Annotated in this window: 15 protein-coding genes and 1 pseudogene; 8 read left to right on the forward strand and 8 right to left on the reverse strand. The window is 74.5% G+C overall.

Features of this window, described 5'->3' with window-relative positions; translation table 11 throughout:
• Positions 1-140 precede the first annotated feature (140 nt).
• The 4 genes from ACIA8F_RS10350 (at position 141) to ACIA8F_RS10365 (ending at position 5,621) form a co-directional block, all read left to right on the forward strand.
• A complete protein-coding gene (locus ACIA8F_RS10350; RefSeq protein ID WP_399377848.1) occupies positions 141-2,513 on the forward strand; it encodes a PQQ-binding-like beta-propeller repeat protein in 2,373 nt (790 codons plus the stop codon).
• 93 nt (positions 2,514-2,606) lie between these two features.
• Positions 2,607-3,869, forward strand: a complete 1,263-nt coding sequence (locus tag ACIA8F_RS10355) for a VWA domain-containing protein (RefSeq protein WP_399377849.1) — start codon at positions 2,607-2,609, stop codon at positions 3,867-3,869.
• Between the two features lie 77 nt (positions 3,870-3,946).
• Positions 3,947-4,720 carry a hypothetical protein gene (locus ACIA8F_RS10360; protein WP_399377874.1) on the forward strand — a complete coding sequence of 258 codons (774 nt, stop codon included), beginning with the start codon at positions 3,947-3,949 and terminating at the stop codon, positions 4,718-4,720.
• A 127-nt stretch (positions 4,721-4,847) separates the two neighbouring features.
• On the forward strand, positions 4,848-5,621 hold the full coding sequence (locus ACIA8F_RS10365; protein WP_399377850.1) for a class I SAM-dependent methyltransferase: 774 nt from the start codon (positions 4,848-4,850) through the stop codon (positions 5,619-5,621).
• On the opposite strand, the gene ACIA8F_RS10370 is transcribed toward ACIA8F_RS10365, so the two are convergent.
• From ACIA8F_RS10370 to ACIA8F_RS10385, 4 genes are all read right to left on the reverse strand, one after another.
• Entirely contained in the window at positions 5,581-9,219 is a 3,639-nt protein-coding gene (locus ACIA8F_RS10370; RefSeq protein WP_399377851.1) for an SAV_2336 N-terminal domain-related protein, read from the reverse strand. The genes ACIA8F_RS10365 and ACIA8F_RS10370 overlap by 41 nt on opposite strands.
• Complete coding sequence (locus tag ACIA8F_RS10375; RefSeq protein ID WP_399377852.1) at positions 9,216-10,352, reverse strand: AAA family ATPase; 1,137 nt, start codon at positions 10,350-10,352, stop codon at positions 9,216-9,218. Before ACIA8F_RS10375 ends, ACIA8F_RS10370 begins: the two co-directional genes overlap by 4 nt.
• Before the next feature lie 125 nt (positions 10,353-10,477).
• A complete protein-coding gene (locus tag ACIA8F_RS10380) occupies positions 10,478-12,634 on the reverse strand; it encodes a hypothetical protein (protein ID WP_399377853.1) in 2,157 nt (718 codons plus the stop codon).
• Complete coding sequence (locus tag ACIA8F_RS10385; protein ID WP_399377854.1) at positions 12,631-13,920, reverse strand: hypothetical protein; 1,290 nt, start codon at positions 13,918-13,920, stop codon at positions 12,631-12,633. Before ACIA8F_RS10385 ends, ACIA8F_RS10380 begins: the two co-directional genes overlap by 4 nt.
• A gap of 252 nt (positions 13,921-14,172) precedes the next feature.
• On the opposite strand from ACIA8F_RS10385, the gene ACIA8F_RS10390 reads away from it, so the two are divergent.
• Positions 14,173-16,500: an immune inhibitor A domain-containing protein gene (locus tag ACIA8F_RS10390; protein ID WP_399377855.1), complete on the forward strand. Its 2,328-nt coding sequence runs from the start codon at positions 14,173-14,175 to the stop codon at positions 16,498-16,500.
• A gap of 53 nt (positions 16,501-16,553) precedes the next feature.
• Here the strand turns inward: ACIA8F_RS10390 and ACIA8F_RS10395 are convergent.
• The 4 genes and pseudogenes from ACIA8F_RS10395 to ACIA8F_RS10410 form a co-directional block, all read right to left on the reverse strand.
• Positions 16,554-16,682 (reverse strand): annotated as a pseudogene (locus ACIA8F_RS10395) (VOC family protein); the annotation flags it as partial.
• Positions 16,683-16,761: 79 nt separating this feature from the next.
• Positions 16,762-18,258 carry an NAD(P)/FAD-dependent oxidoreductase gene (locus ACIA8F_RS10400; protein WP_399377856.1) on the reverse strand — a complete coding sequence of 499 codons (1,497 nt, stop codon included), beginning with the start codon at positions 18,256-18,258 and terminating at the stop codon, positions 16,762-16,764.
• Between the two features lie 164 nt (positions 18,259-18,422).
• The gene (locus tag ACIA8F_RS10405) at positions 18,423-20,024 is read right to left on the reverse strand and encodes an esterase/lipase family protein (protein WP_399377857.1); all 1,602 of its coding nucleotides are present in this window, start codon (positions 20,022-20,024) and stop codon (positions 18,423-18,425) included.
• A gap of 66 nt (positions 20,025-20,090) precedes the next feature.
• Positions 20,091-21,062, reverse strand: coding sequence for an oxidoreductase (locus ACIA8F_RS10410; protein ID WP_399377859.1), 972 nt, complete (start codon positions 21,060-21,062; stop codon positions 20,091-20,093).
• A gap of 314 nt (positions 21,063-21,376) precedes the next feature.
• Between ACIA8F_RS10410 and cbiE the strand changes: the two genes are divergently transcribed.
• The 3 genes from cbiE to ACIA8F_RS10425 are packed head-to-tail and all read left to right on the forward strand — an operon-like array spanning position 21,377 to position 24,181.
• A complete protein-coding gene (cbiE, locus tag ACIA8F_RS10415; RefSeq protein WP_399377860.1) occupies positions 21,377-22,684 on the forward strand; it encodes a precorrin-6y C5,15-methyltransferase (decarboxylating) subunit CbiE in 1,308 nt (435 codons plus the stop codon).
• On the forward strand, positions 22,681-23,430 hold the full coding sequence (cobM, locus tag ACIA8F_RS10420; protein WP_399377862.1) for a precorrin-4 C(11)-methyltransferase: 750 nt from the start codon (positions 22,681-22,683) through the stop codon (positions 23,428-23,430). The genes cbiE and cobM overlap by 4 nt, the downstream gene beginning before the upstream one ends.
• Positions 23,420-24,181, forward strand: a complete 762-nt coding sequence (locus ACIA8F_RS10425) for a cobalt-precorrin-6A reductase (RefSeq protein ID WP_399377864.1) — start codon at positions 23,420-23,422, stop codon at positions 24,179-24,181. The genes cobM and ACIA8F_RS10425 overlap by 11 nt, the downstream gene beginning before the upstream one ends.
• Positions 24,182-24,546 lie beyond the last annotated feature (365 nt).

The raw sequence follows: 24,546 nt of genomic DNA on the forward strand, positions 1-24,546 counted from the left end.
CCGGGCGGTGACGGGACGGCCCCGGAGGGGGCGGACCGTCACCGCCCGGGGAGCCTCCGCACCGTACGAGTGCGCAGGTCCGGGATCAGGTCCGGGATAGGGTGCCGCCGACGGACGTACTCGGTGGGGTGGGACGGGACATGACACTGCGGGACGGGGATCCGCGGGCGATCGGCGGGTACGTCCTGATCGCCCGGCTCGGTTCGGGCGGGATGGGCACGGTGTACTCGGGGCGGGCCGCTTCGGGGCGGCTCGTCGCGGTGAAGCTGGTGCACCAGCAGTTCGCCGACGACCCGGAGTTCCGGACCCGGTTCCGGCAGGAGGTGGCGGCCGCCCGCCGGGTGAGCGGGGCCTTCACCGCCGCGGTGGTGGACGCCGACCCGGACGCGGAACGTCCCTGGATGGCCACGCAGCTGGTGCCGGGGTGGACCCTGGGCGCCCGGGTGAAGGCCGACGGGCCGCTGCGCGGGAGCGCGCTGCGCGTGCTGGCCCTGGGACTGGTGGAGGCGCTGCGCGAACTGCACACCACCGGGGTGATCCACCGCGATCTGAAGCCGGACAACGTCATGCTGACGGACGACGGGCCGCGGGTGATCGACTTCGGCATCTCGCGGGCGGCGGGACAGCAGACGCTGACCTCGACCGGGCAGATCCTGGGGACCCCGCCGTACATGTCGCCGGAGCAGCTGTCGTCTCCGGCCCGGGTGCGGCCGTCCTCGGACGTGTTCTCGCTGGGTTCGGTGCTGGCGTTCGCCGCGACCGGGCGGGGCCCCTTCGACGCGGAATCGCACTACATGACGGCCTACCGCGTGGTGTCGGAGGCTCCGGACATCGGGGGTCTGACCGATTCGCTACGGGCCGTGGTCGGGGCCTGCCTGGCCAAGGAGGCGGCCGCCCGGCCGGGCCCGGACGAGCTGCTGGCCGTCCTGGCGCAGGTCCCGCCGGCGGACTGGGAGAGCCCGCTGCGCGGGGAGGACGGCGCCGCGGGAGCGGCCGACGACCCGGCCGAGGACGCCGGCGACCCGGCCGAGGACGCCGGCGGCCCGCTCACCCGGCACTCCGGCCCGCCGACCGGACCCGCCGCGGACGTGGCGCCCGTACGGCCCCGGCCGGTGCGCCGGCCCCGCAGGCGGGCCCTCCTCGCCGGGGCGCTGGCGGCCGCGCTGCTGGCCGGCGGCGGGGGCTACCTGTGGTTCTCCCCGCTGGACGGCGGTGCGCGGGACGACGCGAAGGGCCCCGCGTCCTCCGCCGGACCTTCCGGGACCCCCGGCTCCGCCACGGGTGCGCCCATCCGGCCGGCGCCCCTCGGGAGCCTCGCCCCGTACGTGGCCACCGAGGGCGGCAGCCCGGGCGGCGGCCGCGCCTACGCCGATGCGCCCGACCGGCGCCCCGCCGGGTGGCGGGCCTGGAACGGCGGCAAGGACATGGGGTCCTGCGTGTACGCGGAGTCCTCGCTGGTGTGCACCTCGCCCCGCCCGAGCAAGGACCTGCCCGGCGACGGGCTCAGCCGGTTCGACGCGGCCACCGGCGAACTGCTGTGGGGGCAGTTGCTGGAGGGCGCCACGGACGGGCAGGCCCCGCTGGTGGCCCCCGGAGCGGTCGCCGGAACCCACACCGTGATCACCCTCGACAGCAGGGGGTTCACCGCGCTGGACCTCGTCGAGGGGACCCCGCGTTGGGAGTTCCCCACCAAGGAGAAGCTGCGGCGGCCGGTCATGGACGCGGCCGGCAGCCGGGTGTTCGCCGTCTCCGCGTCCGGCACGGTCACCGCGCTGGAGACCCGGTACGGGAAGGTCCTGTGGCAGCAGGAGGTGCCCGGATCGGACGACGGCTTCCCGGCGCTGCGCGTCGACGGGGACCGGGTGTACGTACAAGGCCGGTCGCAGAAGCCCGACATGGGGTTCGAGACCTTCGTGACCGCCCTCGACGGGGCCACGGGCAAGAAGCTCCCGTTCGGAACTCCCGCGGACGGCACCCGCTTCATGATGCCCGGGACCTGCGAGACGCGCGGACTGACGCTGGGCCGGGACGACAGCGAGGCGACCGTCTTCCTGTGCAACAAGGAGAACGGAGCCGGGGTGCTGCGCGGCGAGCCGGCGCGGCGGCGGAGCGCGGACCTCCCGTACGCCGGCACCACCCTGTCCGGACCGGCCGTGGCCGGGGACAAGGTGTACCTGATGGCGACGGCGGCGGGCGGTGAGCCGGGGTTCATGGAGCTCAACCAGGAGTCCGGCGGGGCCGTGTGGCGGATTCCGCTGGCGCAGGAGTGCACGGACCCGGACCGCCCGGAGGCCTCGAACGCGGTGGTGGTGACCGACGGGCTGGCGTACGTACGGTGCCGGACCTCAGGGGTGGTCATCGACCTGGCTTCCCGCAAGCAGACCGCCCGTTTCACCGTCCCGGGCGGCGTCCGCACCGGGTCAGACGACCCGTTCGGGTTCCTGGTGGCGGGCGGGATCGTCTTCACCCCGACCGCCAAGGGCTGGTCCTCCGTGGAACCCACCCCGCTCTAGGGAGGTGTCGTCGAACTCCCGTCCGCCGGGACCTGGGGACGGGGAACGGGTGCTCGGTTTGGCGGGTGCGGGGAATCTCAATACGATCCGGCGATGATCACTAGAAGATGGGTGAGGGCCAGTGCGTGCGGCCTGTTCGTCACCCTCGCTGCCGGGTTGTTCCCGGCAGGTGCCGCCGCCGGTGAACCGGTGGCCAAGGAAGCGCCCAAGGTCGAGTTGGTGCTCGACGTCAGCGGCTCGATGCGCGCGCAGGACATCGACGGGCAGACGCGGATGTCCGCCGCGAAACAGGCCTTCAACGAGGTACTGGACGCGGTGCCCGAGGAAGTGCGGCTCGGCATACGGACTTTGGGCGCCAACTATCCCGGCCCCGACAAGAACCTCGGCTGCAAGGACACCAAGCAGCTCTACCCGGTCGGCCCCCTGGACCGGACCGAGGCCAAGACGGCGGTCGCCACGCTGGCCCCCACCGGGTGGACGCCCATCGGGCCCGCGCTGCTGGGAGCGGCCGAGGACCTGAAGGGCGGCGACGCCACCCGGCGGATCGTGCTCATCACCGACGGCGAGGACACCTGCGCCCCGCTCGATCCCTGCGAAGTGGCGCGGGACATCGCGGCCCAGGGGATCCACCTGGTCATCGACACCCTCGGGCTCGTGCCCGACGCCAAGACCCGCGACCAGCTGATCTGCATCGCCGAGGCCACCGGAGGCACGTACACCTCCGTCCAGCACACGGCCGAACTGTCGGGCAGGGTTCGGCAGTTGGTCGGCCGTGCGGCGACTCCGGTGGTCAATCCGGTGGCCACCGAGGGTGCCAAGCAGTGCACGGGAGCACCGGAGTTGAAGCCCGGTCTCTACAGCGACCGCGAGAGCTTCGGGGAGCACCGCTGGTACCGGGTCTCCGTGGCTCCGGGCCGGGAACTGCGGGCTTCGGTCAGCATCGGGGCCGACCGCGCCGTGAACAACGACTACGGCGTGCTGCTGCGCGCCACGACGCTCAGCGGCCGGGAGATCGTGCGCGGTCAGGAAGCCGGTGACGGACGGACCGACCTGATCTCGTCCGGGCTGCGCTATCCGAAGGCCGGGAGCGCGGACGACGAGGAGCCGGCCGAGACCGTGTGCCTCCAGGTCAGCAACTCCTTCTCGGCACCCGCCACGGTCAAGACCACCCCGGGCATGCCGGTCGAGCTGACCATCGACGTGGTGGACGGTCCGGACGAGGCCTCCGACGTGGCCTCCTTCGGTCTGGGACGCGGCTGGTGGCTGATCGGCGTACTGGCACTGACCGGCCTGCTCGCCGGGCTGGTGTGGGGCTGGGTCTCCCGCTGGCGTATCGCGGTCTGGAGGACCAACTGATGAGTGCCCTGAGACGTGAACCCGACGATGCCCCGGCCACCGGCCTGCCCGGCCTGCCCGGCCTGCGCGTGCGCCCCATGCGGCCCGTGCGGCCCGTGCGGCGCGCACTGACCGCCGCCCTGCTCGTGGGCGGCGGCCTGCTCGTGGTGGCGGCCTCGCCGTCGCCGAGCCCGAGCGGCGGCGGGCAGGCTCCGACCGAGGCCGGCACCGCCTTCCGTACCGCCACGCCGCTCCAGTTGGGGCAGGGGGCCACGGCCGACGCCTCCACCGGCGACTACCTCTACTGGGTGCTCCCGCTGGACTCGGGGCAGCGCGCCACCGTCCGGGCCTCGGTCACCCTGCCCGCCGCGGCGGGCCGGCACTCGGCCTCCACGTGGCAGCTCGACGTGTACGACGGTCTGCGCCGCCGCCAGCCCTGCACGTACGGCACGCAGACCGGCACGGCCGCCAAGGACGCGGCGACCCTCGACCTGTCCTGCACCCTGCGCCCGGTCCGCTCGGGCGCCGACCAGTGGGCCAACGACCCGCTGCCGGGCGCCTATTACATCCGGCTCACGGTCACCGACCTCGCTCCGGAGGACCTCGGCCAGCCCGTACGGGCCCGCCTGCGGGCGGAGGCCGAGGACGTGGGCGGCGCCTACGCGGCCGACAACGCCCTGGCCGTGCCGCTCGTCCCCGGCGCGGGCACGGCGTCCACCGTCGCTCCGGCCGACGGCTGGTCGGGCACCTGGTGGTCGGACCGCTGGCTCTGGACGGCGGCCGGCGGCCTGCTCGCGGGCCTCGCGGGCATCGGCGGCTACCGCCTGACCCGCGGCGCGGGCCGCCCGGGACGGGTACCGCCCACGGCCTGATCCGGTCCGGGCGCGGGGCCGTCGGCCCCGCGCCCGGGAATCCGCGCAGCATCCGCACACCGGAGCCGTTGCCTCCTCCCTCGCTCCGCCGAGATGATGCGCCCCACACGCACATCGGGGGGCGCACATGAATGACGGCGAAGCGGCACGGGGCGACCAGTACGACGACGAGTCGGAGGACTACGTCGCCTACTGGCAGGGGCGCGACTACGAACACGCGGCGGAGATAGCCGCCGTCAAACGGCTGATCGGCGGCCGCCGTTACGAGCTGGTCTGCGAAGTCGGCGGCGGGTTCGGGCGGTTGAGCCCGGTCCTCAAGGAGTACGCGGACCGGGTCATGATGTGCGACCCGAGCACCAAGCACGTGGCGATCGCCGGGCGGCTGCTGGCCGACCATCCCGGGATCACGGCGCACCAGATGCGCCCCGGCCACCTGCCGCTGGACACCGGATCGGCCGATCTCGTCTCCATGATCCGCGTCATGCACCACCTTCCCGACCCCGGCCCCACGCTGCGCGAGATCGCGCGCGTCCTGAAGCCCGGCGGCCGCGCCCTGATCGAGGTGGCCAACTCCGCGCACATGCTGAACAAGCTGCGCTACGCCAAGCGGCTGCGCGGCATCCCGCGGGACCCCGTGGACATCCGCTCCGCCGAGAAGGCGGCCGAGGGCGGCATCCCCTTCGTCAACCACCATCCGGACACCGTCGTGGAGCAGTTCGCGCAATCCGGCCTGCAGGTCGAGGACAAGCTCTCGGTGTCCAACATGCGCAGCGGCCGCCTCAAGCGCAGCCTGGGCGAGGACCGCCTGCTGGCGGTCGAGCAACGCGTCCAGAGCCCCCTGGCCGCCCTCAATTTCGGCCCTAGCCTGTTCTTCCTGCTCCGTCGGGGCCTCCCACGGTGAACGTGGCGGGACCCGACGGCGGCACGTAGGGCAGCCACGCCTCGGGGAGTGCTCCGGGATGCACGAACGTCACGTCCGAGAAGGAGGCCCGCCCCGCGAAGTCCGCATCGGCGAACGTCACCCGGTCGGCGAACCCCGTGGACGCGAAGGATGCCCGGTCCGCGAAGACGGCCCGGTCGAAGGAGGCCCGCTCCATGAAGCGGACCTCGTCGAACTGGACGGTCGATGCCCATACTGCGTCGGCGAAGGAGGCGGGCCCCGCGAAGCTGCTCAGCCTCCAGTCGGTACGGGCATGGAAGAGCGTCCGCTCGAACCGCGCGTCGCCCAGCACCCGCATCCGGTCCACCTGCGCCCTGCCCCACAGTTCGGCCCGGGCCAGGTCCATGCCTCCCCCGAACACGGCATCGGTGAAATCCACCGTGCCGCCGAAATCCGCTGCGGCGAAGCGGGCTTCGCCGTCGAAGACTCCCGCGCCGAACCCGCAGTCGCGCCGGAACACCGTCCGGCCGAAGGAGACCCGGTCCAGGAACCGGGACGCGGAGAAGTCCGCCCGGCCCTCGAAGGCGGCCCGGTCGAAGACGGCCGGGCCCTCGAACTCCGCACCGTACGTGCCCCAGTCGGTGGCGAACCTCGCCCGGTCGAACGCGGCCGACCCCAGCCGCACACGGCCCGTCGGAGGCTCCCGCAGGGCGAGCAGGAGCCGATCGAGCAGATCGTCGGCGAAGGTGGTTCCCCGCAGGTCCACATCGGCTCCCGGACGCAGGGCATCGAGGTAGCCGGTCCGCTCTGCAACGCTCGCGTGCAGGAGGCAGCGTCCGCTCCCCGGCAGCCGGATGCCGATGCACCCGCCCGGTACCTCTGCCGCGCCCTGATGTCCGCACCGCGGCCAGCCGATTCCCGGCTCGTCGATGCTCAACTCGGCATCGGCCAGCGCCCGCGCCACCGCGGCGGGACGGTCGGACTCCGCCGTCAGGGCTGCCAGCCCGCCGATACGGCGCAGCGAATCACCGTTGACGACGAGGACGGTCCCCGCCGTGCCGAAGCCGCTCTGCCGCTCCACGAGGTCGCTCCGGTGGACCAGGGCCAGGGCTTCGTCCGCCGCGGGACCCCGCACCCCCTGCTGGTCCAGCGTGAACTCCCCGGCGGTCAGGGCGGCGAACAGGACGGTCTCCCATTCCCCGGAGCCGCCGCGCAGCCGTGCCAGGGCCTCCGGGAGTGCGGCCAGGGTGAGCCCGGCCCGGCCGAGGGCGCCCGGGTCGGCCAGCGGAACCATCAGGACCCCGTCCTCGCCGCGGACGATGAGCCCGGCGCCGCCCGAACCCGCACGGATCCGGGAGAGCAGCGTGATCAGCTCCTCCTCCGCCGACCGGCCCACCGGGCCCACTGCGACGTGGAGCCGCAGTGCCATGCAGATACCGGACCGCTCGTTGCCGGCCTGCGCGTGCGCCGCCACGACCTCGCGGAATCCGGGCTGTTCCCGCAGCGCCTGTCCCGTCAGGAACACCATCCGGTCCGGCAGCACGCTGTGCACGATGCCCACCACCAGTCCGTCGTAGGAGACCGGCGAGCCCGCGTAGTGGCTCCAGGCCTCCGGTTCGGCGGAGAGCCGGACGAGTTCCCCGTTGCGTTCCCCCTCGTACGGGAGGACCTCGCCGGTCAGGGGCACCGCCTCGCCCTGGTCGGTCGAGCCGTCCACGACGAGGTTGTCCCCCGGGGCCGCGAACCCCTCCGCCCAGGCCGGCTCCGTCCAGTCCGCGGGGTCCACCAGGTCCACCCCGGAGGCGAGCAGGAGCACTTGGGGCGCCGCTCCGTCTCCCCATGCCTGCTGACAGAGGAACTCCTGCTCCCCGGCCCGGACCCATGCGGTGGCGCTCGTCCGCTGGTTCTGCGCCGACTCGCCGACCGTCAGGACCAGTCGGGGCGACAGGAGCAGTCCCACCGCCTGCGGTTCCCCCTGCGTCTCGAAGCGGACCCGGACCACCCGGTCGGCCAGCCCCGACACCGGCCCGGTGGCGATGGCGAACGGCATGGCGTCCGGGGCCAGTTCGCGGCGTCCCGCGCTCCTGGTTCCGCGGCGGATCGCGGTGAAGTCGCGGCCGGTGCCGCGCGTGTGGGACATGTACTCCCAGACGCGCCGCCGCACCAGCTCCCGTACGGCGGCCACGTCGCCGCGCAGCTGGGACCCGAGGAGGGCTTCGCGTACGCCCGGCAGGAACTCGAACTGGACCGCTTCGGCGGGCTGTTCGCCGTCCCAGGGAGCGAGCAGCCCGCCCAGGGCGACTTCCGCGAGGTGGCCGTGTTCGGACTCCCGCAGCAGGGAGCGCCGTACGAGGGTCATCACGGGCAGGGTGAGCGGTACGGCGGCCAGGTGGTCGGCGAGGCGCTGGGCGGTCGGCGAGGCGCTCGCGCGGAAGCGCTCCACCGCCTCCAGCGGGTCCCGGAGGAGCGCCGGGCTCTCCGGTGGGGTCGCGTACGAGGCTCCGCGCGCGGGTTCCGCATCGAGGCGCAGACAGGCGAGGCGGCGCCAGCGGCCGTCGCCGGACACCACGCGCACCAGCCGGGCCAGGCTCCCGGAGGCGATGCCGACGACCGGGATCACCGCCCCGCCGCCGCGGGCCCGCCGGGTCATCGGGACCCGCTGCCAGGAGCGGGTGGCCGCCGCGGGCCGGTCCGCTCGGACGGCGAAGGGGACCGGCCGGACCGCCCCGCGCGTCCAGAGCCGCTCGGGCAGGACGTTCAGTACGGCCACCGCGTTGTGCGCCGACCACTGCCGGAGCACGCCGCGCAGCGGGGCTTCGCGCCAGCCGCCGGCCACCGTGTCGGAGAGCACCAGGATCAGTCGGCGTCCCGCCGGGTCGACCAGTTCCCGGGGGTTGCGGGGCGGGCTGTCGCGGTGGTGCGCGATCGTGGGCACGCCGCCGGGGCCGGTGCCGGTGAGCCGCCAGGTCCGTACGTCGCGGAAGACCCCGCTGCGGGTGAGGAGTCCGCGCACCTCGTCCACCAGGTCGGACCAGAGCAGCATCGAGTGGTGGGAGTCGACGACCAGGGCCACGTCCAGCCAGCGGCTCTCGGCGGGCCGCAGGACCGGGGTGAGCACCATCCGCTCGATGCTGCGCTCGACGGTGAGCTGCTCGTCCAGCTCCTCCCCCGGCCCGCCGATGCTGCGGCGGCCGATCGGGCGCAGGGCGCGCATCAGGGCGAGCGGGTCGTCGAGGGTGGCGGCGCGCGGCAGCCGCACCGCGGTGCCCCGGCGTGCGGCCGGCGCGGGCGCGCCGGTGGAGGCGCCTCCACCGGCCCGGCCTGCGGCGGGCTCGGCGGGGCCCTTGGGGGCGGGGCCGGGGGCGGGGGTGGCCGCGGGGAAGTACTGGACTCCCGGTTCGACTGCACCGCCGCGCGCCTTGGCGGGTGGCCCGGTGTCGTCCGGCGCCGGTCCGGGTTCGGCGGCCGGGGGCGTCCCGGGGGGATCAGGCCGGGGGGCGGCGGCGTCCACCCGGGTGGCGAGCCACAGGATGTCGGCGATCTCCTCCGCTCCGAGCCCGGGGCGCGGGCCGTTGTCCTCGGCGCCTTCGGCCAGGGCGGCGAGGAGCTTCTCGATCACGCGGAGGGCCCGGTGAGGTGGTGCATGACGGTGTCGAGGAAGCGCTGGCGGTCTCCGGGGGCGGACCAGGCGCCGGCCAGGCGCAGTTGGATGGCGTTGAGGAGCTGGTCGGTGGCGAGGTCGCCGTCCTCGGCGCGCTCCAGGAAGCTCTGGACCAGATCGCGGTACTCGTCGCTGTTCTCGATGTCGACGCCGAGCCGTCCGCGGACGATGCGGGCGAGTTTGTCGGGGTCCGGCGGGTCCAGGTGGAGGCGGACGCAGCGGCGCAGGAAGGCGGGCGGGAAATCGCGTTCGCCGTTGCTGGTGAGGACGACGATGGGGAAGTACCGGCACTGGACGCGGCCTTGGGTGATCCGGACGGCCTCATCCGTGTCGTCGTCGGTGCCGATGGCGACGGTGGGGGCCTCCTTGGCGAGCCGGGCGAGCTCGGGGATGACGAAGCCGCCGTCCTCGAAGACGGTGAGGAGGTCTCCGGGGAGGTCGATGTCGCTCTTGTCGATCTCGTCCACGAGCAGGACGCGGGGGCGGTCCTGGGGCAGCAGGGCCGTGCCGAGGGGACCGAGGCGCAGGTAGCGGGCGATGGACGGGCCGCCCCCGGAGGCGCCGTGGGCGGGGGCGGCGACCGATGCGGCGGCCGAGCCGGTGGCCGTGACGGAGGCGGCGGCCTGGGCGCGGACCGCGGGCGGCTCGGCTCCGGGCGTCCGCATCTGCTCCAGCCCGGCCTCCTGGAGCCGTCCGATGGCGTCGTAGAGGTAGAGGCCGTCGCGCAGGACGGTGCGGCTGGTGACCGGCCAGTGCAGTACCGGTCCGAGGCCCAGGTCGGCGGCGATGCTGGAGGCGAGCGTGGACTTGCCGACTCCCGGTTTTCCGGTGATCAGCAGCGGCCGGCGCAGGTGCAGGGCCGTGTTGACCACGTCCTTCTCCAGCTCGTCGGGGACGTAGCCCTCGCCGCGCCGCCAGGTGCGCTCCCAGGCCGGCCCCGCGCAGCCGGGGGGCGCGTACCCCGGATCGGGGACCCCCTTGAAATCGCGCCAGGGCGGTGGCGGTCCCGCCTCCAGCCTGGCCCGGCGCTCGGCGGCCTCGCCGGTGCCTTGGTACAGCCACCAGTCCTTCACCACAGCCTCTGCCTCCATCGTCGGTGTCGCGGGCCGTCGCCGCGCGCGCGTTCATCGGGATCGGTGCGGATGCGAAGTCGGGAGCGGGAACGGGATCCGGATCGGGTTCGGGTTCGGGATCTGAATCGGGATCGGGATCGGGTTCACGCCAGGGACCGGAGGGTGAGGGTGTCGTCGGGATCGTCCCACAAGAGGACCAACCGGTCTCCCCCCGGCGGCTGTCGGCGATCGCCTCCGGGGGCGCCCGCGCCCGCGACGGCCGCCGCCCGGCGCACCGCGCGCACGCGGGCGGGCAGCGCGAGCACGTCGAGCGCGCCGGGGTCGGGCGGCCGCCCGTCCTCACCGGCCGGGATCAGCAGATCGAGCAGGTCGCCCGCGGAGCCGCCCGGACCGGCACCCCCGGCGTACGCGGGGCCGCCCGGAGCCGTCTGCGACGGCACCTGGGCCGCTCCGGCCCGGTCGGTGCCCGCCGGAGCGGGGCCGCGGTGCCAGAGGGCCACCGGGACACCGCCCTCCAGGACCGCCTCCACCACCGCGGAGGTCCGCGCCCCGGCCCGGGTCTGGGCCAGTACGCACGCGGGCGCCGGTCCCGCGCCCAGCTCCATGCCGAGCCCGTCGTCCGCGTCCGCGTCGGCCACCACGCGGACGGCCTCCGGGTGCCGACCGCCCTGGGCCCACAGCCAGCGCCATTTGCCGCGCCATTCGGCGCCGCTGTCCTCGCGTTCCTGCGGGCAGCGCACCACCACCTGGTAGAGCGCCCCGAGGGGCCGGTTCCGCCCGCCCGGGCCACGCGGAACCGGCCACTGGTCGAAGTCCAGGTCGAGCAGCTCGTACGGCACGTGGAACTCGATCCGCTCCACCGCACCGGACGGCCGACCGGCCTGCGCCTCGGCACCCAGCGCCTGCGCCGTGAGAGCCAATTGCCGTACGAGTGCGTCCCGTACCGCGTCCAGCCGGACCGGCTCGCCCTCCGATTCCCAGACGTGCTCGGTCGCCTCCCGGCGCAGCCACATCCGGGCGAGGAACCCGCCCTCGCCGCCCGGCGGCGTCTCCAGGCGCACGTGCAGGGCCGTCCTGCGCGCGGGCGGGGGCGGGGGCGGCAGCGCGGGCAGGCCGAGGCGTTCGCGGGTGGCGCGCACCCAGTCGCGCGCCCGGGCGGCCCACCGCTCGTCGCCCGCCGCGCCCTGTTCCCCGAGGAATCGTACGAAGGGCACCGCGAGCGGCATCCCGGCCGGCCCGCCATGGCGTTCGTCGAGGTCCTGGGCGACCTCCAGGAGGCTGTCGCCGGGCAGGCCGCCCCGGGCGGGGGCCGCGCAGCCGGCCGCCTTGAACGCCCACAGGTACGCCTCGTGGGCGCAGCGCGGCAGGTCGCGGTCCTGGAAGAGCTCGCCGAGCCCGTCCCAGGCGCTCTGGTCGAGGCGGCCCGCGGTCGGCGGCGCCAGCCCGGGGACCTCGTCGTCGAGGAAGGAGGAGGCGTCCCAGTTGCGGTCCACGATGAACTGCGGGAGCTGCCAGCCCTCGCCGCGTTCGCGCAGGCCCAGGAAGGTCCGGTGGATGGAGCGGGCGGTGCCGGCGAGACCGGAGACGGCCTCGCGCACCGGGCGTTCGCCGAGTTCGGCGAGGAGTTCCTCGGTGAAGCGGCCGGCGCCGCGTTCGGCGTCGTTCTTCGCGGCCTCGCCCTCGCGGGAGGCGTACAGCCGGAACTGGCGCCGCCCCGGGACGGTGGTGCCGCCGCCGTAGTCGTTGGCCCCGAAGTTCCACCGGGCCTCGCGGGGTGCGTCGACCCGGCAGGCGTCCACCAGGGCGGCCTGGTGGCGGAAGATCTCGCGCCGGACCAGGCTGGTGCGCCACCAGCGCAGCGCGGAGTCGAGGTTGAGGTGGAGGATCTGGCCGGCCCGGGCGTCCGCGGAGGGCAGCATCAGGTCACCGCGGAGCGGTTCCGTGTAGCCGTGTCCCGCCCAGAAGATCACGAGCAAGTCTCCGTCGCATGCGGGGAGTTCGTGGAAGAGCACCGTCTTCGTGTTGGCCTCCGTCGCCGGGCGGTGGGTGCCGCGCAGGGCTTCCAGACCGGCGGAGGCCGACCAGTCGAGGGAGTCGGGGTCGTCGAGCGGGGACAGCAACAGTCTTACGTGGCCGGGCGGCACCCCTCCCGGTCCGGTCAGCCAGCGGGCGAAGCGCAGGGCGTCGCGGGCCGGGCCGCGCAGGTTCCAGTGGCGGCTGATCTCGTACCTCTCCACCCCGGCGACGAGCGCGAAGGTGCGCGGCCCCAGTTCGGCGGGCAGGAGGCCGAGGGGATTCACCCGATCTCCGCTTCGGCCACCGCCCGTTCGATGCGTGCGTAGAGGGAGTCCTGTTTCCAGTAGGCGCTGTGGCAGGCCGGGAAGGGCTGGCGGCTGCCGATCTCCTGGTCGCTGACGCGCGGGTCGCCGGGGAAGACGGGCTCGGCGAGGTAGGAGAGCACGTCCTGGCGGTCGTAGACGTTGAGCCAGCGCGGAAAGGCGTACGGGAGCTTGGTGCCCGGGACGATCCCGGCCAGCGCGCCGAGCTCGTGGAGGAAGGGGGCCTGGGAGCCGACGGTGACGAGCAGTTCGACCCCGGGCACCGGCTCGCCGCGGGCGGCCGCGAGGGCGAGGAGGTCCACCAGGGCTATGCCGCCGAGGCTGTGGCCGATGAGGACGGTGGGGCCGGGCTCGGCGGTGATCCGATCGTGCAGGAACGCGCGGAGGTCGGCGCCCCGGGCCTGGTAGCGCAGGATGTCGCCGAGGGCGGGGGTGGCCCCCACGGTGAGGGAGCCGCGCCAGGCGTTGAGGAGCGGCTGGGTGGTGACGCGCATCGCGAGCCGGCCGAGCACCGCGGCGGCGCGGGCGCCGGGGACCCGGGCGTCGCCACCGAGCCGGACGGTGATCAGCTCGACCAGGCGGTCGCGCTCGGTTCCGGTGCAGTCGGCCTCGGCTCCGGCCGAGGCGAGCGCGGCGGCGGTCACCGCGCGGGCCAGGGCCTTGGCCAGCTCCCGGGCCTGCGCCTCGCCGGTGGCCCGGGCCCCGGCGCGGGCGGCCTCGGCGGAGCGGGAGACGGTCTCCAGGGCGGCGGGGAATCCGGCGGCGAGGCCGGTGCCGCGGAGCAGTGCGGCCTGTTCGCCGCCGTCGGGGACCCCGGAGACCGCGGCGAGCAGGTCCAGCACGCGGTCTCCCGCGGACTGCACGCCGGGCATGGCGAAGCCGTCACCGTCGGGATCGTAGGGATCGCCTGGAGCACCGGGACCGCCGGGATCGCCGTCGGGGCGGCCGTCGCTTCCGGACTCCCAGCCCGCTTCCGCCAGGACCCGCAGCTCGCAGAGCGGGTCGGCTACCAGCAGCCCCCACTCGGCGATCTCCTCCTCGTCCGCGCCGGGGGCCGCGCCGTCGGCGCCCAGTCCGGGCACCGAGCGCCCCTGGGCGCTCAGGGTGGCCCCGAACCGCTCTCCCCAGAAGCAGGAGTCGACTACGGCCCCGGGGAACCGGGCGGTCAGCCGGTCCCGGACCAGGGCGAAGAGCATGTCGTGGCGCTCGCGCCGCACCCCCGTGCCGTGCACAAACAGAAATCGCATCGCGGTTCCGCCCCCTCGCACCGTCGCCCCCGCTGGGCACGATAGCGCCGCGCGGTGAACGGGGCCCGCGGAACGTCGAGTTCGGAGGGCCGGGGAGCAGGTCCCGGCCGCCCTCCCGCTCCACTCCCGTTGCCCTCCCGCTGCCCGCTCCCGTCGCCCTCTCCCACACCTATCAATCACCTGTCACATGTGAAATATTACTCCCGCTCCGGCCAACCCGACCGACCGGAACTCCCAGAAAGGCCAGCCATCTTGCGCAGACTCGCTGCGGTGGGAGCGGCGATATCACTCGCCCTCCTCGCCGCCCCCGCGCTCGCCGCCACCGCACCCCCGACCCCGGCGCAGGCGCCCGCCGGGCAGCAGCAGACCGATCGGGCCGCCCCGCCGCCCGCCCCCCTCGAACTCCAGCGGCAGGCCCTTCGCCGCCAGGCCCTCGAAGAGGTGGCCGCGGGCCGCCCCGGCGGCCTGCGCGCCGGGGCCGACGGCAGGCTCCCGCGCCAGGCCAAGATCGGCAAGCGGTACGTCGAACTGGCCCGGGAACGCCAGGACAAGGTCTTCGTGATCCTGGCCGAGTTCGGCGACCAGGTGGACAACACCACGGAGTTCGAGGGCAAGCCGCGCTTCGGCGGCGCCCCCGGCCCGGCGCACAACACGATCGGCAAGCCGGCCGCGGACGACAACCACACCCTGTGGCGCAAGGACTTCGACCGGTCCTTCTACCAGAAGCAGTTCTTCTCCACCGACCCGCAGTCGGCGTCCCTGCGCGCCTACTACCGGCTCCAGTCCTCCGGCCGGTACGACATGGACGGCATGGTGACCGACTGGGTCAAACTGCCCTGGAACGAAGCCCGTTACGGCACCGACAACTGCTCCGAGTCCGGCCAGTGCCGGACCAACTGGGACATGATCCGGGACGCCACGGACTCCTGGTACCGCTCCGAGCGCGCGAAGGGCCGTACGGCCGAACAGATCAAGGCGCAGCTCGCCGAGTACGACGTGTGGGACCGCTACGACGCCGACCACGACGGCAACTTCGACGAGCCGGACGGCTACCTCGACCACCTCGTCGTCGTCCACGCGGGCAAGGACGGCACCTGGGGCGGCGGTACGCAGGGCAAGGACGCCGTGTGGGCGCACCGCTGGTTCGCCTACTGGAACCAGGCCGGGAGCGCGGGCCCGGAGGGCAACAAGGCGGGCGGCACCCCCGTCGGCGACACCGGCATCTGGGCCGGGGACTACCTGACCGGCGGGGAGAACAGCGGCGCGGGCCTCTTCGCGCACGAGTTCGGCCACGATCTGGGCCTGCCCGACCTGTACAGCTCGGACGGGGACAACGGCGTCAACTTCTGGTCCCTGATGTCCTCGGCGTCCTACCTGGGCAAGGGCCGCAATTCCACGGGCGAGTTCCCGGGCGACCTCGACCCCTGGAGCAAGCTGCAGCTGGGCTGGCTCCAGTACACCGAGGCCGATGCGGGCCGCACCACGCGGGCCACGCTCGGGGTGTCCGGCTACAACACCGAGGATCCGCAGGCCCTGTTGGTGCACCTGCCGCCGTCGGTGACCACGACCGAACTGGTCGACCCGTACGAGGGCGGCAGCCAGTGGTGGAGCGGTACGGGTGACTTCATGGACAACACCCTGGCGCGGACCGTGGACCTCTCGGGGGTCGCTGCCGGGACACCGGCCCGCCTGGACGCCCGGGTCTGGTACGACATCGAGCAGGACTTCGACTACCTGACGGTGGAGGCCTCCACGGACGGCGGAGCCGCCTGGACGGCGCTGCCGGGCACGGTGGACGCGGCGCCGATCGGGGCGAAGGGCATCTCCGGCACATCGGCCGGCTGGACGCAGCTCTCGATCCCGCTGACCCAGTTCGACGGCAAGCAGGTGCAGTTGAGGCTGCGGGTCACCTCCGACAGCAACACCCACGGCAAGGGCGTCACCTTCGACGACATCCGCATCACGGCCGGCGAGGACGGCCGGGTACTACTGCGCGACGGGGCGGAGCAGGGCGCGAACGGCTGGACGGCGGTCAAGTGGTCCCGTACGGAGGGCCGCACGGGCAGCGAGCAGCACCCGCGGGCGTACTTCGCGGAGAACCGCCGCTACACCGGCTACGGCGGCCTGCTGCGGACGGGGCCGTACAACTTCGGCTTCACGGGCGACAAGGTGGAGTTCTACCCCTACCAGCAGGGCGTGCTGGTCTGGCTCTGGGACACGGCCTACAGCGACAACACCACCAAGGCGCATCCCGGCGGCGGCATGCTGCTGCCCGTCGACTCCCGCCCCGAGCCGCTCACCCACACGGACGGCACGCTCCTCAACGCGCGTGCGCAGACCTTCGACGCCCCCTTCTCCCTCGGCAGGAGCGACCGGATCGTCCTGCACAAGGCCGGCGCACCGACCGTGATCCCGGCCCGCAGCGGCGTACCGGTCTTCGACGACCGCCACGGAACGTACTGGAACGCGCAGCTGCCACAGCTCGGAGTCAAGGTCCCGGACACCGGGACCCGGCTCACGGTGGTGAAGGAGGCCGCGGGCGGGGCCCTGACGACGGTGCAGCTCACCCCGTCGAAGTGACCTGCCGGAGCTGAGCGGCGGGGGTGGGCGGGGGGTTGGGAGGGGCCCGCCGGTCAGTGGCGCACCAGACAGAACGGGTGCCCGGCCGGATCGGCGTAGACCCGCCAGCCCTCGCCCGCCCGGTCCCCGTCCAGCAGGGTGCCGCCGCAGGCCAGCACCTCCGTGTGGGCCGCGTCCAGGTCCGCGTCAGTCCAGCACCACGCACTGCATCTCGGCGATCACGGGACGATCCTAGGCGGACTGGACGGCCCGGTCACAGCACTAGGCGCTGCGGCGTGCCCCCCGCTCCGATGGCGCGCGGTGGTGCGGCGGGTAGGCGGTGGTGTCCGGGTCGGCCGGGAGGTGGCGCTTGGACAGGACGCGGAGCATCGTGACGGGGTCCAGGAGGGTGCCCGGCGGGCGGGTCAGCGACAGTACGCCGAAGAAGCGGGCGGCGATCGTCCGGTCGACGTTGGCCCCCGCCATCACCCAGGACATGTAGCGCTGCAGGATCCGCGTGGCCCGGTCCGGCGGCGGCCCCTCCGTCACCGGGTACCGCAGGTCCTCGCTGGTGGCGATCTGCCAGGGCACGGCGGCCACCGTGCTGGTCCGGCGCTGGATCCGGCGCGAGGCCGCGGCGATCCGCTCCGGGTCCAGGGTGCGGATCTCCTTGGCCAGGGCCTCCGCGGCGAGCGCGGCGACCGTCATCCCGTGCCCGTACACGGGGTTGAAGCGGCAGCCGGCGTCGCCGAGGACCAGGAAGCCGTCCGGCCAGCGCTCCAGGCGCTCGTAGTGGCGCCATTCGTTCGCCGTGTTCCGGAAGGCGGTGGGCGCGGACAGCGGGGTCGCGTCCCGGATGGCGTCGTACAGCGCCGGGCTGCGCAGGCTCCGCGCGAAGGGCAGGAACTCCTCCGCCTTCACGGGCGGGGCGTGTTCGCCGTTGCCGACCAGGGTCACCAGCCAGCGGTTCCCCTCCAGCGGCATCAGCACCCCGCCGCGCGGAAGGTCCGGCCGGCCCTGGACGTACACGCCCTGCCAGCTCCGGTTCGGATCTTCCGGGATCTCGAAGTAGCGGCTGGTGTACCCGAGATGGGAGTCGTAGCGGGTGACCGCGGGCGCCGGATGGCCGATCTCGGTGAGCCAGGCGGGCGCCTTCGAGGTGCGGCCGGTCGCATCGACGACGAGGCGTGCGGCCAGCCGCTCGCCGTCGCGCAGTCGCACACCGGTCACCGTGCGGCCGTCCGGCCCGGCGAGGAGTCCGGCGGCCGTCGCACCGGACCGGATCCGCACGCGGGGGTTGCGCAGCACCTCCCCGCGCACCGTCGAGTCCAGCAGCTCCCGGCTCGCGAGGAGCACCCTGGCCCCCTGAACCGGCCCGAACCAGTCGGCGGGGCTCAGCCAGAGGAAATCGCGGGGGGTGTCGAGGAGGACCGCCCCCGCGGCCAGCAGCTTGCCGGTGATCCCCGGCAGCATCCGCTCGATCAGCTCCACGCCCCGCGACCACAGGACGTGCGTGTGCCGGGACTGGGGTATGCCGGCCCTGAAAACCGGCCCGTCCTGCGACAGTTCGTCCCGCTCGATCACGGTGACCCGGGGGAACCGCATCGCGAGCACGCGCGCGGCCAGCAGCCCGGCCAGGCCCGCGCCGAGGACCACGGCATGGTCCCCGGCGTGGCCCTCGGGGCGGTCTTCGGGGCGGTCCCCGGGGCGGTCTTCTGCACGGTTCTCGGTGTGCGGGCCGGTGGTACGTAGGTGGTTGTCCGTTGCGTCGTCGTCCATGCCGCAGAGTGTGGGCGCGGACGGGGCGGCCCGGTCAGGTCCCGGACGGGGCGCCCGGAGGCTCGTCGGGGGCGGACGGGCTCATACCGGGGCGCGCCCCCGTCCGGAGCACCGTCCGGCCCCCGTCCGGCCTCCCTCCGGCCCCCGTCCGGACCGTCGCCGGATCAGGGGCAGAGGGCGGTCCAGGTGACCTTCACGTGCCCGCCGTCGTCCCCGCGGAACTCGCTCGTACGGGTCCCCGGCTGGTCGGTGTACGGATCCCAGGCCACGGTGCCCCGGGCGACCAGGTCGTCGGCCGAGGAGGCGTCGTAGTCCCAGAGGAAGACGCCGATCTCGAACGGGCCGGGCCCGTACGTGGTCCCCGAGCCGACGCGCTGGTAGAAGTACGGGTCCGGGTCGGTGCGGTTGCCGCGGTTGGGGAAGGTCGACGGGTCGGAGCCGGAGCGCGACCACACGGCGGTGCGCGCACCGTCGCCGGTCCGGACCGCGATGTCCCCGTAGAGCGCGGGGCGGGTCGTGCCGTCGTCGAAGTAGGTCAGCTCCGCCTGGTCCACGCGGACCCGGCAGGCGGGGACGCCCAGCACCGGGGTGACGGTGTAGGTGACGGAGGCTTCGCCGCCGTCCACACCGGACATCCGGGCGGTGAACCGGCCGAAGCCGAGCGCCGGATCCCAGTGGACGCGGCCGGCGGCCATCACGTCGTCGTTGTTCCCGGCGGTGTAGTCGGCGTCGGTGAGGTAGGCGGTGACGGTCGCCCGGCCGCTGAAGACCTGGCTGCGGGCGGAGTCGTCGAGCCCGAACCACGGGTCGTGGTCGGGGAAGGCGGTGGCTCCGGACCGGTCGCGGTGCCAGAGGGAGCGGGCGGTCCCGTCGGTGGTGAGGGTGAGGCCGTCGTACAGCTCGGGCCCGCTCTCGCCGGTGGAGGTGAACCGGGCCGAGTCGACGGTGATCCTGAACGGCCCCGTCTTCAGCTCCACTTCGCTCACCGGGTCCTTGGAGAACTCGGCGACGATCTGCCGGCGCACCCAGTCGTTGCCGAGCAGCCCGTAGTGCGAGGGGCAGCCGCTGTCGCCCACCGGCAGGACGTGGTTGACGGCTCCCGCCAGCTCGGTGGAGCGCGGGGCGCGGCTGTCGCCGGGCGGGATCTGCTGGTCGCAGGTGGAGCTGATGGTGGTGTAGCGGGTGGTGCCCGGGGTTTCGTCGCCCGCGTTGAGGGAGTTCAGGAAGGGGCTGCCGGGGGTCATGTCGGCGAGCGAGGCCGCGTGGATGTCGCAGAAGGTGGCGAAGGGGCCGCAGGGGGCCGCGTCCCCCGCCCCGTGGTTGGGCCCGCCGAGCGAGACCCAGGCCCGGACCCGGGAACTCCCGCCGTCCTTCAGGTACTTGCGGGTGAGCAGCGAGCCCATGCTGTGGGCGACCACGTCGACGGGGCGGCTGCCGAACCGTTCGGTGAGGAAGGCGCCGAAGCGGGCGGCGTTGGCATCGTTGGTGGCGGCCCAGTCGTAGCCGAATTCGGCGAGGTCGCTGGAGAGCCACCCCTGGGCGTGCAGATGGTCCTCCAGCCCGTCGAGGGAGGCCGCGGTGTCCCCGAAGCCGTGGACGAGGACGACCGGCGTACGCCGCTCCGCCCGGACGGTACCGTCCGCGGCGGCCGCGGCCCGCGCGGTCGGGGCGGCGAGGAGGGCGGCGACGAGGGCCGCGGCGAGGGCGGCGGCCAGGGCGACGAGCATCGGGAACAACAGGGGCACGGGCAGGGCGGATCTGCGCATGGCTCTCCCAGGGGATGCGGCGTGACGCGACGCGAACCCAGCCTGAAGTGACTGGCAAGTAGCAAGTTAGCCGCCGGGGATACAGCGCGATAGGGATGCGTACGAGACTCCGGTGAGCTTTTCGGAGGCACCCCAGAGCCGTTCGCCGGACTTGTCGTCCAGGGTCCATTTCGCCCGCCGGGAGCGGGCGGGCGCACCGCGCCAGCCGAGCCGCGGCCCGATGAACTCGTCGGACCGGACCCCGGGCGCGGTGGCCGCGTACAGGGTGGGCAGCGCGCCGGAGGCGGCGGACTGGGCGATGATGGTGTTGCCGATCGCGTTCCCGAGGGTGATGGCGGCGGCGGTGAACCGTGAGGTGAGGGTGGTGCCCGCCTGCGGGGTCGCCCCCACGTGCAGGTTGGTTGCGGCGTAGCCGGGGTGGGCCGCGGCCGCGACGATCCCGGACCCGGCGGCCGCCAGACGGCGGGCGAGCTCGTGGGTGAAGAGCAGGTTCGCGCTCTTGGAGCGTCCGTAGGCGATCCAACGGCGGTAGTCCCGCTCGCTGTTCAGGTCCTCGTGGGCCACGTCCCCGAGGGCGTGGAAGCTGCTGGAGAGGGTGACGATCCGGGCGCCGGGAGGGGCGTCGAGGAGCCGGGGCAGCAGGAGTCCGGTGAGGGCGAAGTGCCCGAGGTGGTTGACCCCGAACTGCGTCTCGAAGCCGTCGGCGGTCCGGCCGTACGGCAGCGCCATCACACCGGCGTTGTTCACGAGGAGGTCGAGGGTCCCCCTGCGCCGCCCGTACGCGGCCGCGAACTCCCGCACGGAGGCCAGATCGGCGAGGTCGAGCTCCATGAACTCCACGTCGGCACCCGGAACTTCACCGCGCAACGCCACCTCCGCGGCGTGCCCCCGGGCCGCGCTCCGGCAGGCCAGCACCACGGAGGCACCGCGGCGCGCGAGCTCCCTGGCCGCCGCGTAGCCGATCCCGCTGTTGCCTCCCGTGACGATGGCCGCGCGCCCGCTCTGATCCGGAATCCGGCCGGCCGTCCACCCCGCCATGACCACTCCCCCCGTCCCGGCGGCCCCAGCGGCCCACCGCTCCCGAACCCTACTCCCGCCCCCGGCCCGCGGCGGGGCCCTGCCACCCTTCACCCGTTCCCCGGGGCTCAGCCCCGGACACCGGCCAAACTCAGCCCCTCCGGCGTTTGAGGAGCGGGGGTCCGGGGGCCGGCCCCCGGCAACGGGTCCGGGCGCAGCCCGGGGAACGGGCGAAGGGCGGGTAGGGGACGACCCCCGGGGCCCGCCCGCCGGACGTCCCCGGTCGGAGCAGTAGGCTGCGGGTTCACCCGCTTCCGTACCCCGAGGTCCACCCAGTGAGCTCCGCACCGCCCCCCGCCCCCGTCTCCGTCATCGGTCTCGGCGCCGACGGCTGGGACGGCCTGACCGCCCCCGCCCGGGCCGCGCTGGCCGGGGCCGAGGTGCTGATCGGCGGGCCCCGGCAGTTGGACCTGCTCCCGGCCGGGGAGTGCGGTGGCGTCCGGGTGGCGTGGCCCAGCCCGCTGCGCCCGGCCGTGCCGAAGCTGATGGCCGAGCACGCGGGCCGCCGCATCGCGGTGCTGGCCAGCGGCGACCCCATGTTCTACGGGATCGGCCGCGCCCTGTCCGAGGAGCTCGGACCCGGCACCCTGCACGTCGTCCCGCACCCCTCCTCCGTGTCCTACGCCTGCGCCCGCCTCGGCTGGCCGCTGGAGGACACCGAGGTGGTCACCGTGGTCGGCCGCCCGGTGGCCCGGCTCGCGGCCGCGCTGTACGAGGGCCGGCGGGTGCTGGTGCTGAGCGCCGGAGCACTGACCGCAAACGAGATCGCCGCTCTGCTTCGAGAGCGGGGCTTCGGCCCCAGCCGGATGCGCGTCCTGGAGCAGCTCGGATCCGAGGACGAGGACACCTACGAGGGCCTCGCCCAGAGCTGGGAACACCCGCCCGGCGACCCCCTCAACGTGATCGCCGTCGACTGCCGCCGCGACCCCCGCGCCGAAACCCCCCGGCTCGGCGCGACCCCCGGCCTCCCGGACGCTGCCTACGAACACGACGGCCAGCTCACCAAGCGCCACGTCCGCGCCGCCACCCTGTGCGCCCTCGCCCCCGCCCCCGGCGAACTCCTGTGGGACATCGGCGGCGGCTCCGGCTCCATCGGCATCGAGTGGATGCGCACGCACCCCTCCTGCCGGGCGGTGACCGTGGAGCGGGTGACCGAGCGGGCCGCGCGGATCACCCGTAACGCGGCCGCGCTCGGCGTACCCGGCCTGCGCGTGGTCACCGGCTCCGCTCCCGGCGCGCTCGCCGGACTCCCCGCGCCCGACGCGGTGTTCATCGGCGGCGGCCTGACCGCGCCGGGCCTGCTCGACGCGGCCTGGGAGGCCCTGGCCCCCGGCGGCCGGCTCGTGGTCAACACCGTCACCCTGGAATCGGAGGCGGTCCTCACCGACCGCTACCGCCGGCACGGCGGCGAACTGGTCAAACTGGCCGTCGCGCACGCCGTTCCGGTCGGCGGTTTCACGGGCTGGCGCCAGGCGATGGCCGTCACCCAGTGGTCGGTCACCAAGCCGCACCGGGACCGCCCGGACCACCCGCACTCCCAGCCCGACCTGCCCGACCCCGAAATGGTGGATCAGACGATATGACCGTGTACTTCATCGGCGCGGGCCCCGGCGCCGCCGACCTGATCACGGTGCGCGGCGCCCGGACCCTGGCCGCAGCCCCCGTCTGCCTGTACGCCGGCAGCCTGGTCCCGCGCGAGCTGCTCGCCGAGTGCCCGCCGGACGCCCGTCTCGTCGACACCGCGCAGCTGAACCTGGACGAGATCGTCGCCGAGTGCGTACGCGCGCACGCCGCCGGCCAGGACGTGGCCCGGCTCCACTCCGGAGACCCTTCCGTCTTCAGCGCCGTCGCGGAGCAGATGCGGCGGCTCGACGCGGCCGGCATCCCCTACGAGGTCGTCCCCGGCGTACCCGCCTTCGCCGCGGCGGCAGCCGCGCTGAAGCGGGAGCTGACCGTGCCCACCGTCGGCCAGACCGTGATCCTGACCCGGATCTCCCAGCAGGCCACCCCGATGCCGCCCGGCGAGGACCTCGCCACGCTGGGCCGCAGCGGAGCGCTCCTCGTCCTCCACCTGGCCACCCGCTACGTGGACCGGGTCGTGGACGAACTGCTCCCGCACTACGGGGCCGAGTGCCCGGCGGCGGTGGTCGCGATGGCCAGCCGCCCCGACGAGCTGATCCTGCGCGGGACGCTGGCCGACATCGCCGGGCAGGTGAAGGAGGCCGGGCTGGTCCGCACGGCGGTCATCCTGGTGGGCCGCACCCTGGGCGCCGAGCAGTTCCGCGACAGCCACCTGTACTCCGCCGAGCGCGACCGGCATGTCTGCTGATCCGGCCCGCCCCGGTCCGCACGTCCTGATCCTCGGCGGCACCACCGAGGCCCGCCGCCTCGCGGAGGCGCTGGCCGCCGCCCCGGGCTCCCCCCGGGTGACCACCTCGCTGGCCGGCCGGGTCACCGCCCCGGTGCTCCCGCCCGGCGAGACCCGGATCGGCGGCTTCGGCGGCCCCGACGGGCTGGCGGCGTGGATCACCGCCCACGGGGTCACCCACCTGGTCGACGCCACTCACCCCTTCGCGGAGCGGATGAGCTTCAACGCGGCCGGGGCGGCGGCCCGTTCGGGTGTCCCCCTGCTGGCCCTGCGGCGTCCCGGCTGGACCCCCGGCCCCGGGGACGACTGGCACTTCACGGACTCCCTCGCGGAGGCGGCCGCCCTGCTCCCCGGCCTCGGCACCCGCGCCTTCCTCACCACCGGCCGGATGGGACTGCACGGCTTCGCGCACCTCACCGAGCCCTGGTTCCTGGTGCGTTCGGTGGATCCCCCGGCGGGTCCCGTGCCGCCGCGCCTCGAAGTCCTGCTGGCCCGGGGCCCGTTCACCCTCGCCGACGAACGGGCCCTGCTGGCCCGCCACCGCATCGACCTCCTGGTCACCAAGGACAGCGGCGGCTCGGCCACGGCCCCCAAACTCACGGCCGCCCGCGAGGCGGGCATCCCGGTCCTCGTCGTCCGCCGCCCGCCGGTCCCGGAGGGAGTCGCGCAGACCCCGTCGGTCCCCGAGGTCCTGGACTGGCTCTCCGCCTGAGGCCCGGCCCCGGCCGGCTGCCCCGTCCCGCTGCGCGGTGCGAAGTCCCCGCCCCGCCCTTCCACCGTTCCCCGGGCGCTGCCCGAACCCGGCCCTCAAACGCCGGACGGGCTGACGCACAGGCCTCCCGGGCCTCGCCCGGACCCCGCGGATCTCCGCCCCGAGCCCCCGACGGCCGGACCCGCCCCGGAAGGCACCTCCCGGGCTTCGCCCGGACCCCTGGGGCTCCGCCCCAGACCCAGGTCCTCAAACGCCGGACGGCTGAAAGCCCCTGGGGCTCCGCCCCAGACCCCGCGCCTCAAACGCCGGCGAGGCTGGATGTGGCCGGCCGCACCTGAACCCTGGAGCAGGAGGATTTGGCAGCC

Origin of the sequence: Streptomyces sp. NPDC051563 (genome assembly GCF_044454225.1) — a bacterium.
GTDB lineage: Bacteria > Actinomycetota > Actinomycetes > Streptomycetales > Streptomycetaceae > Streptomyces.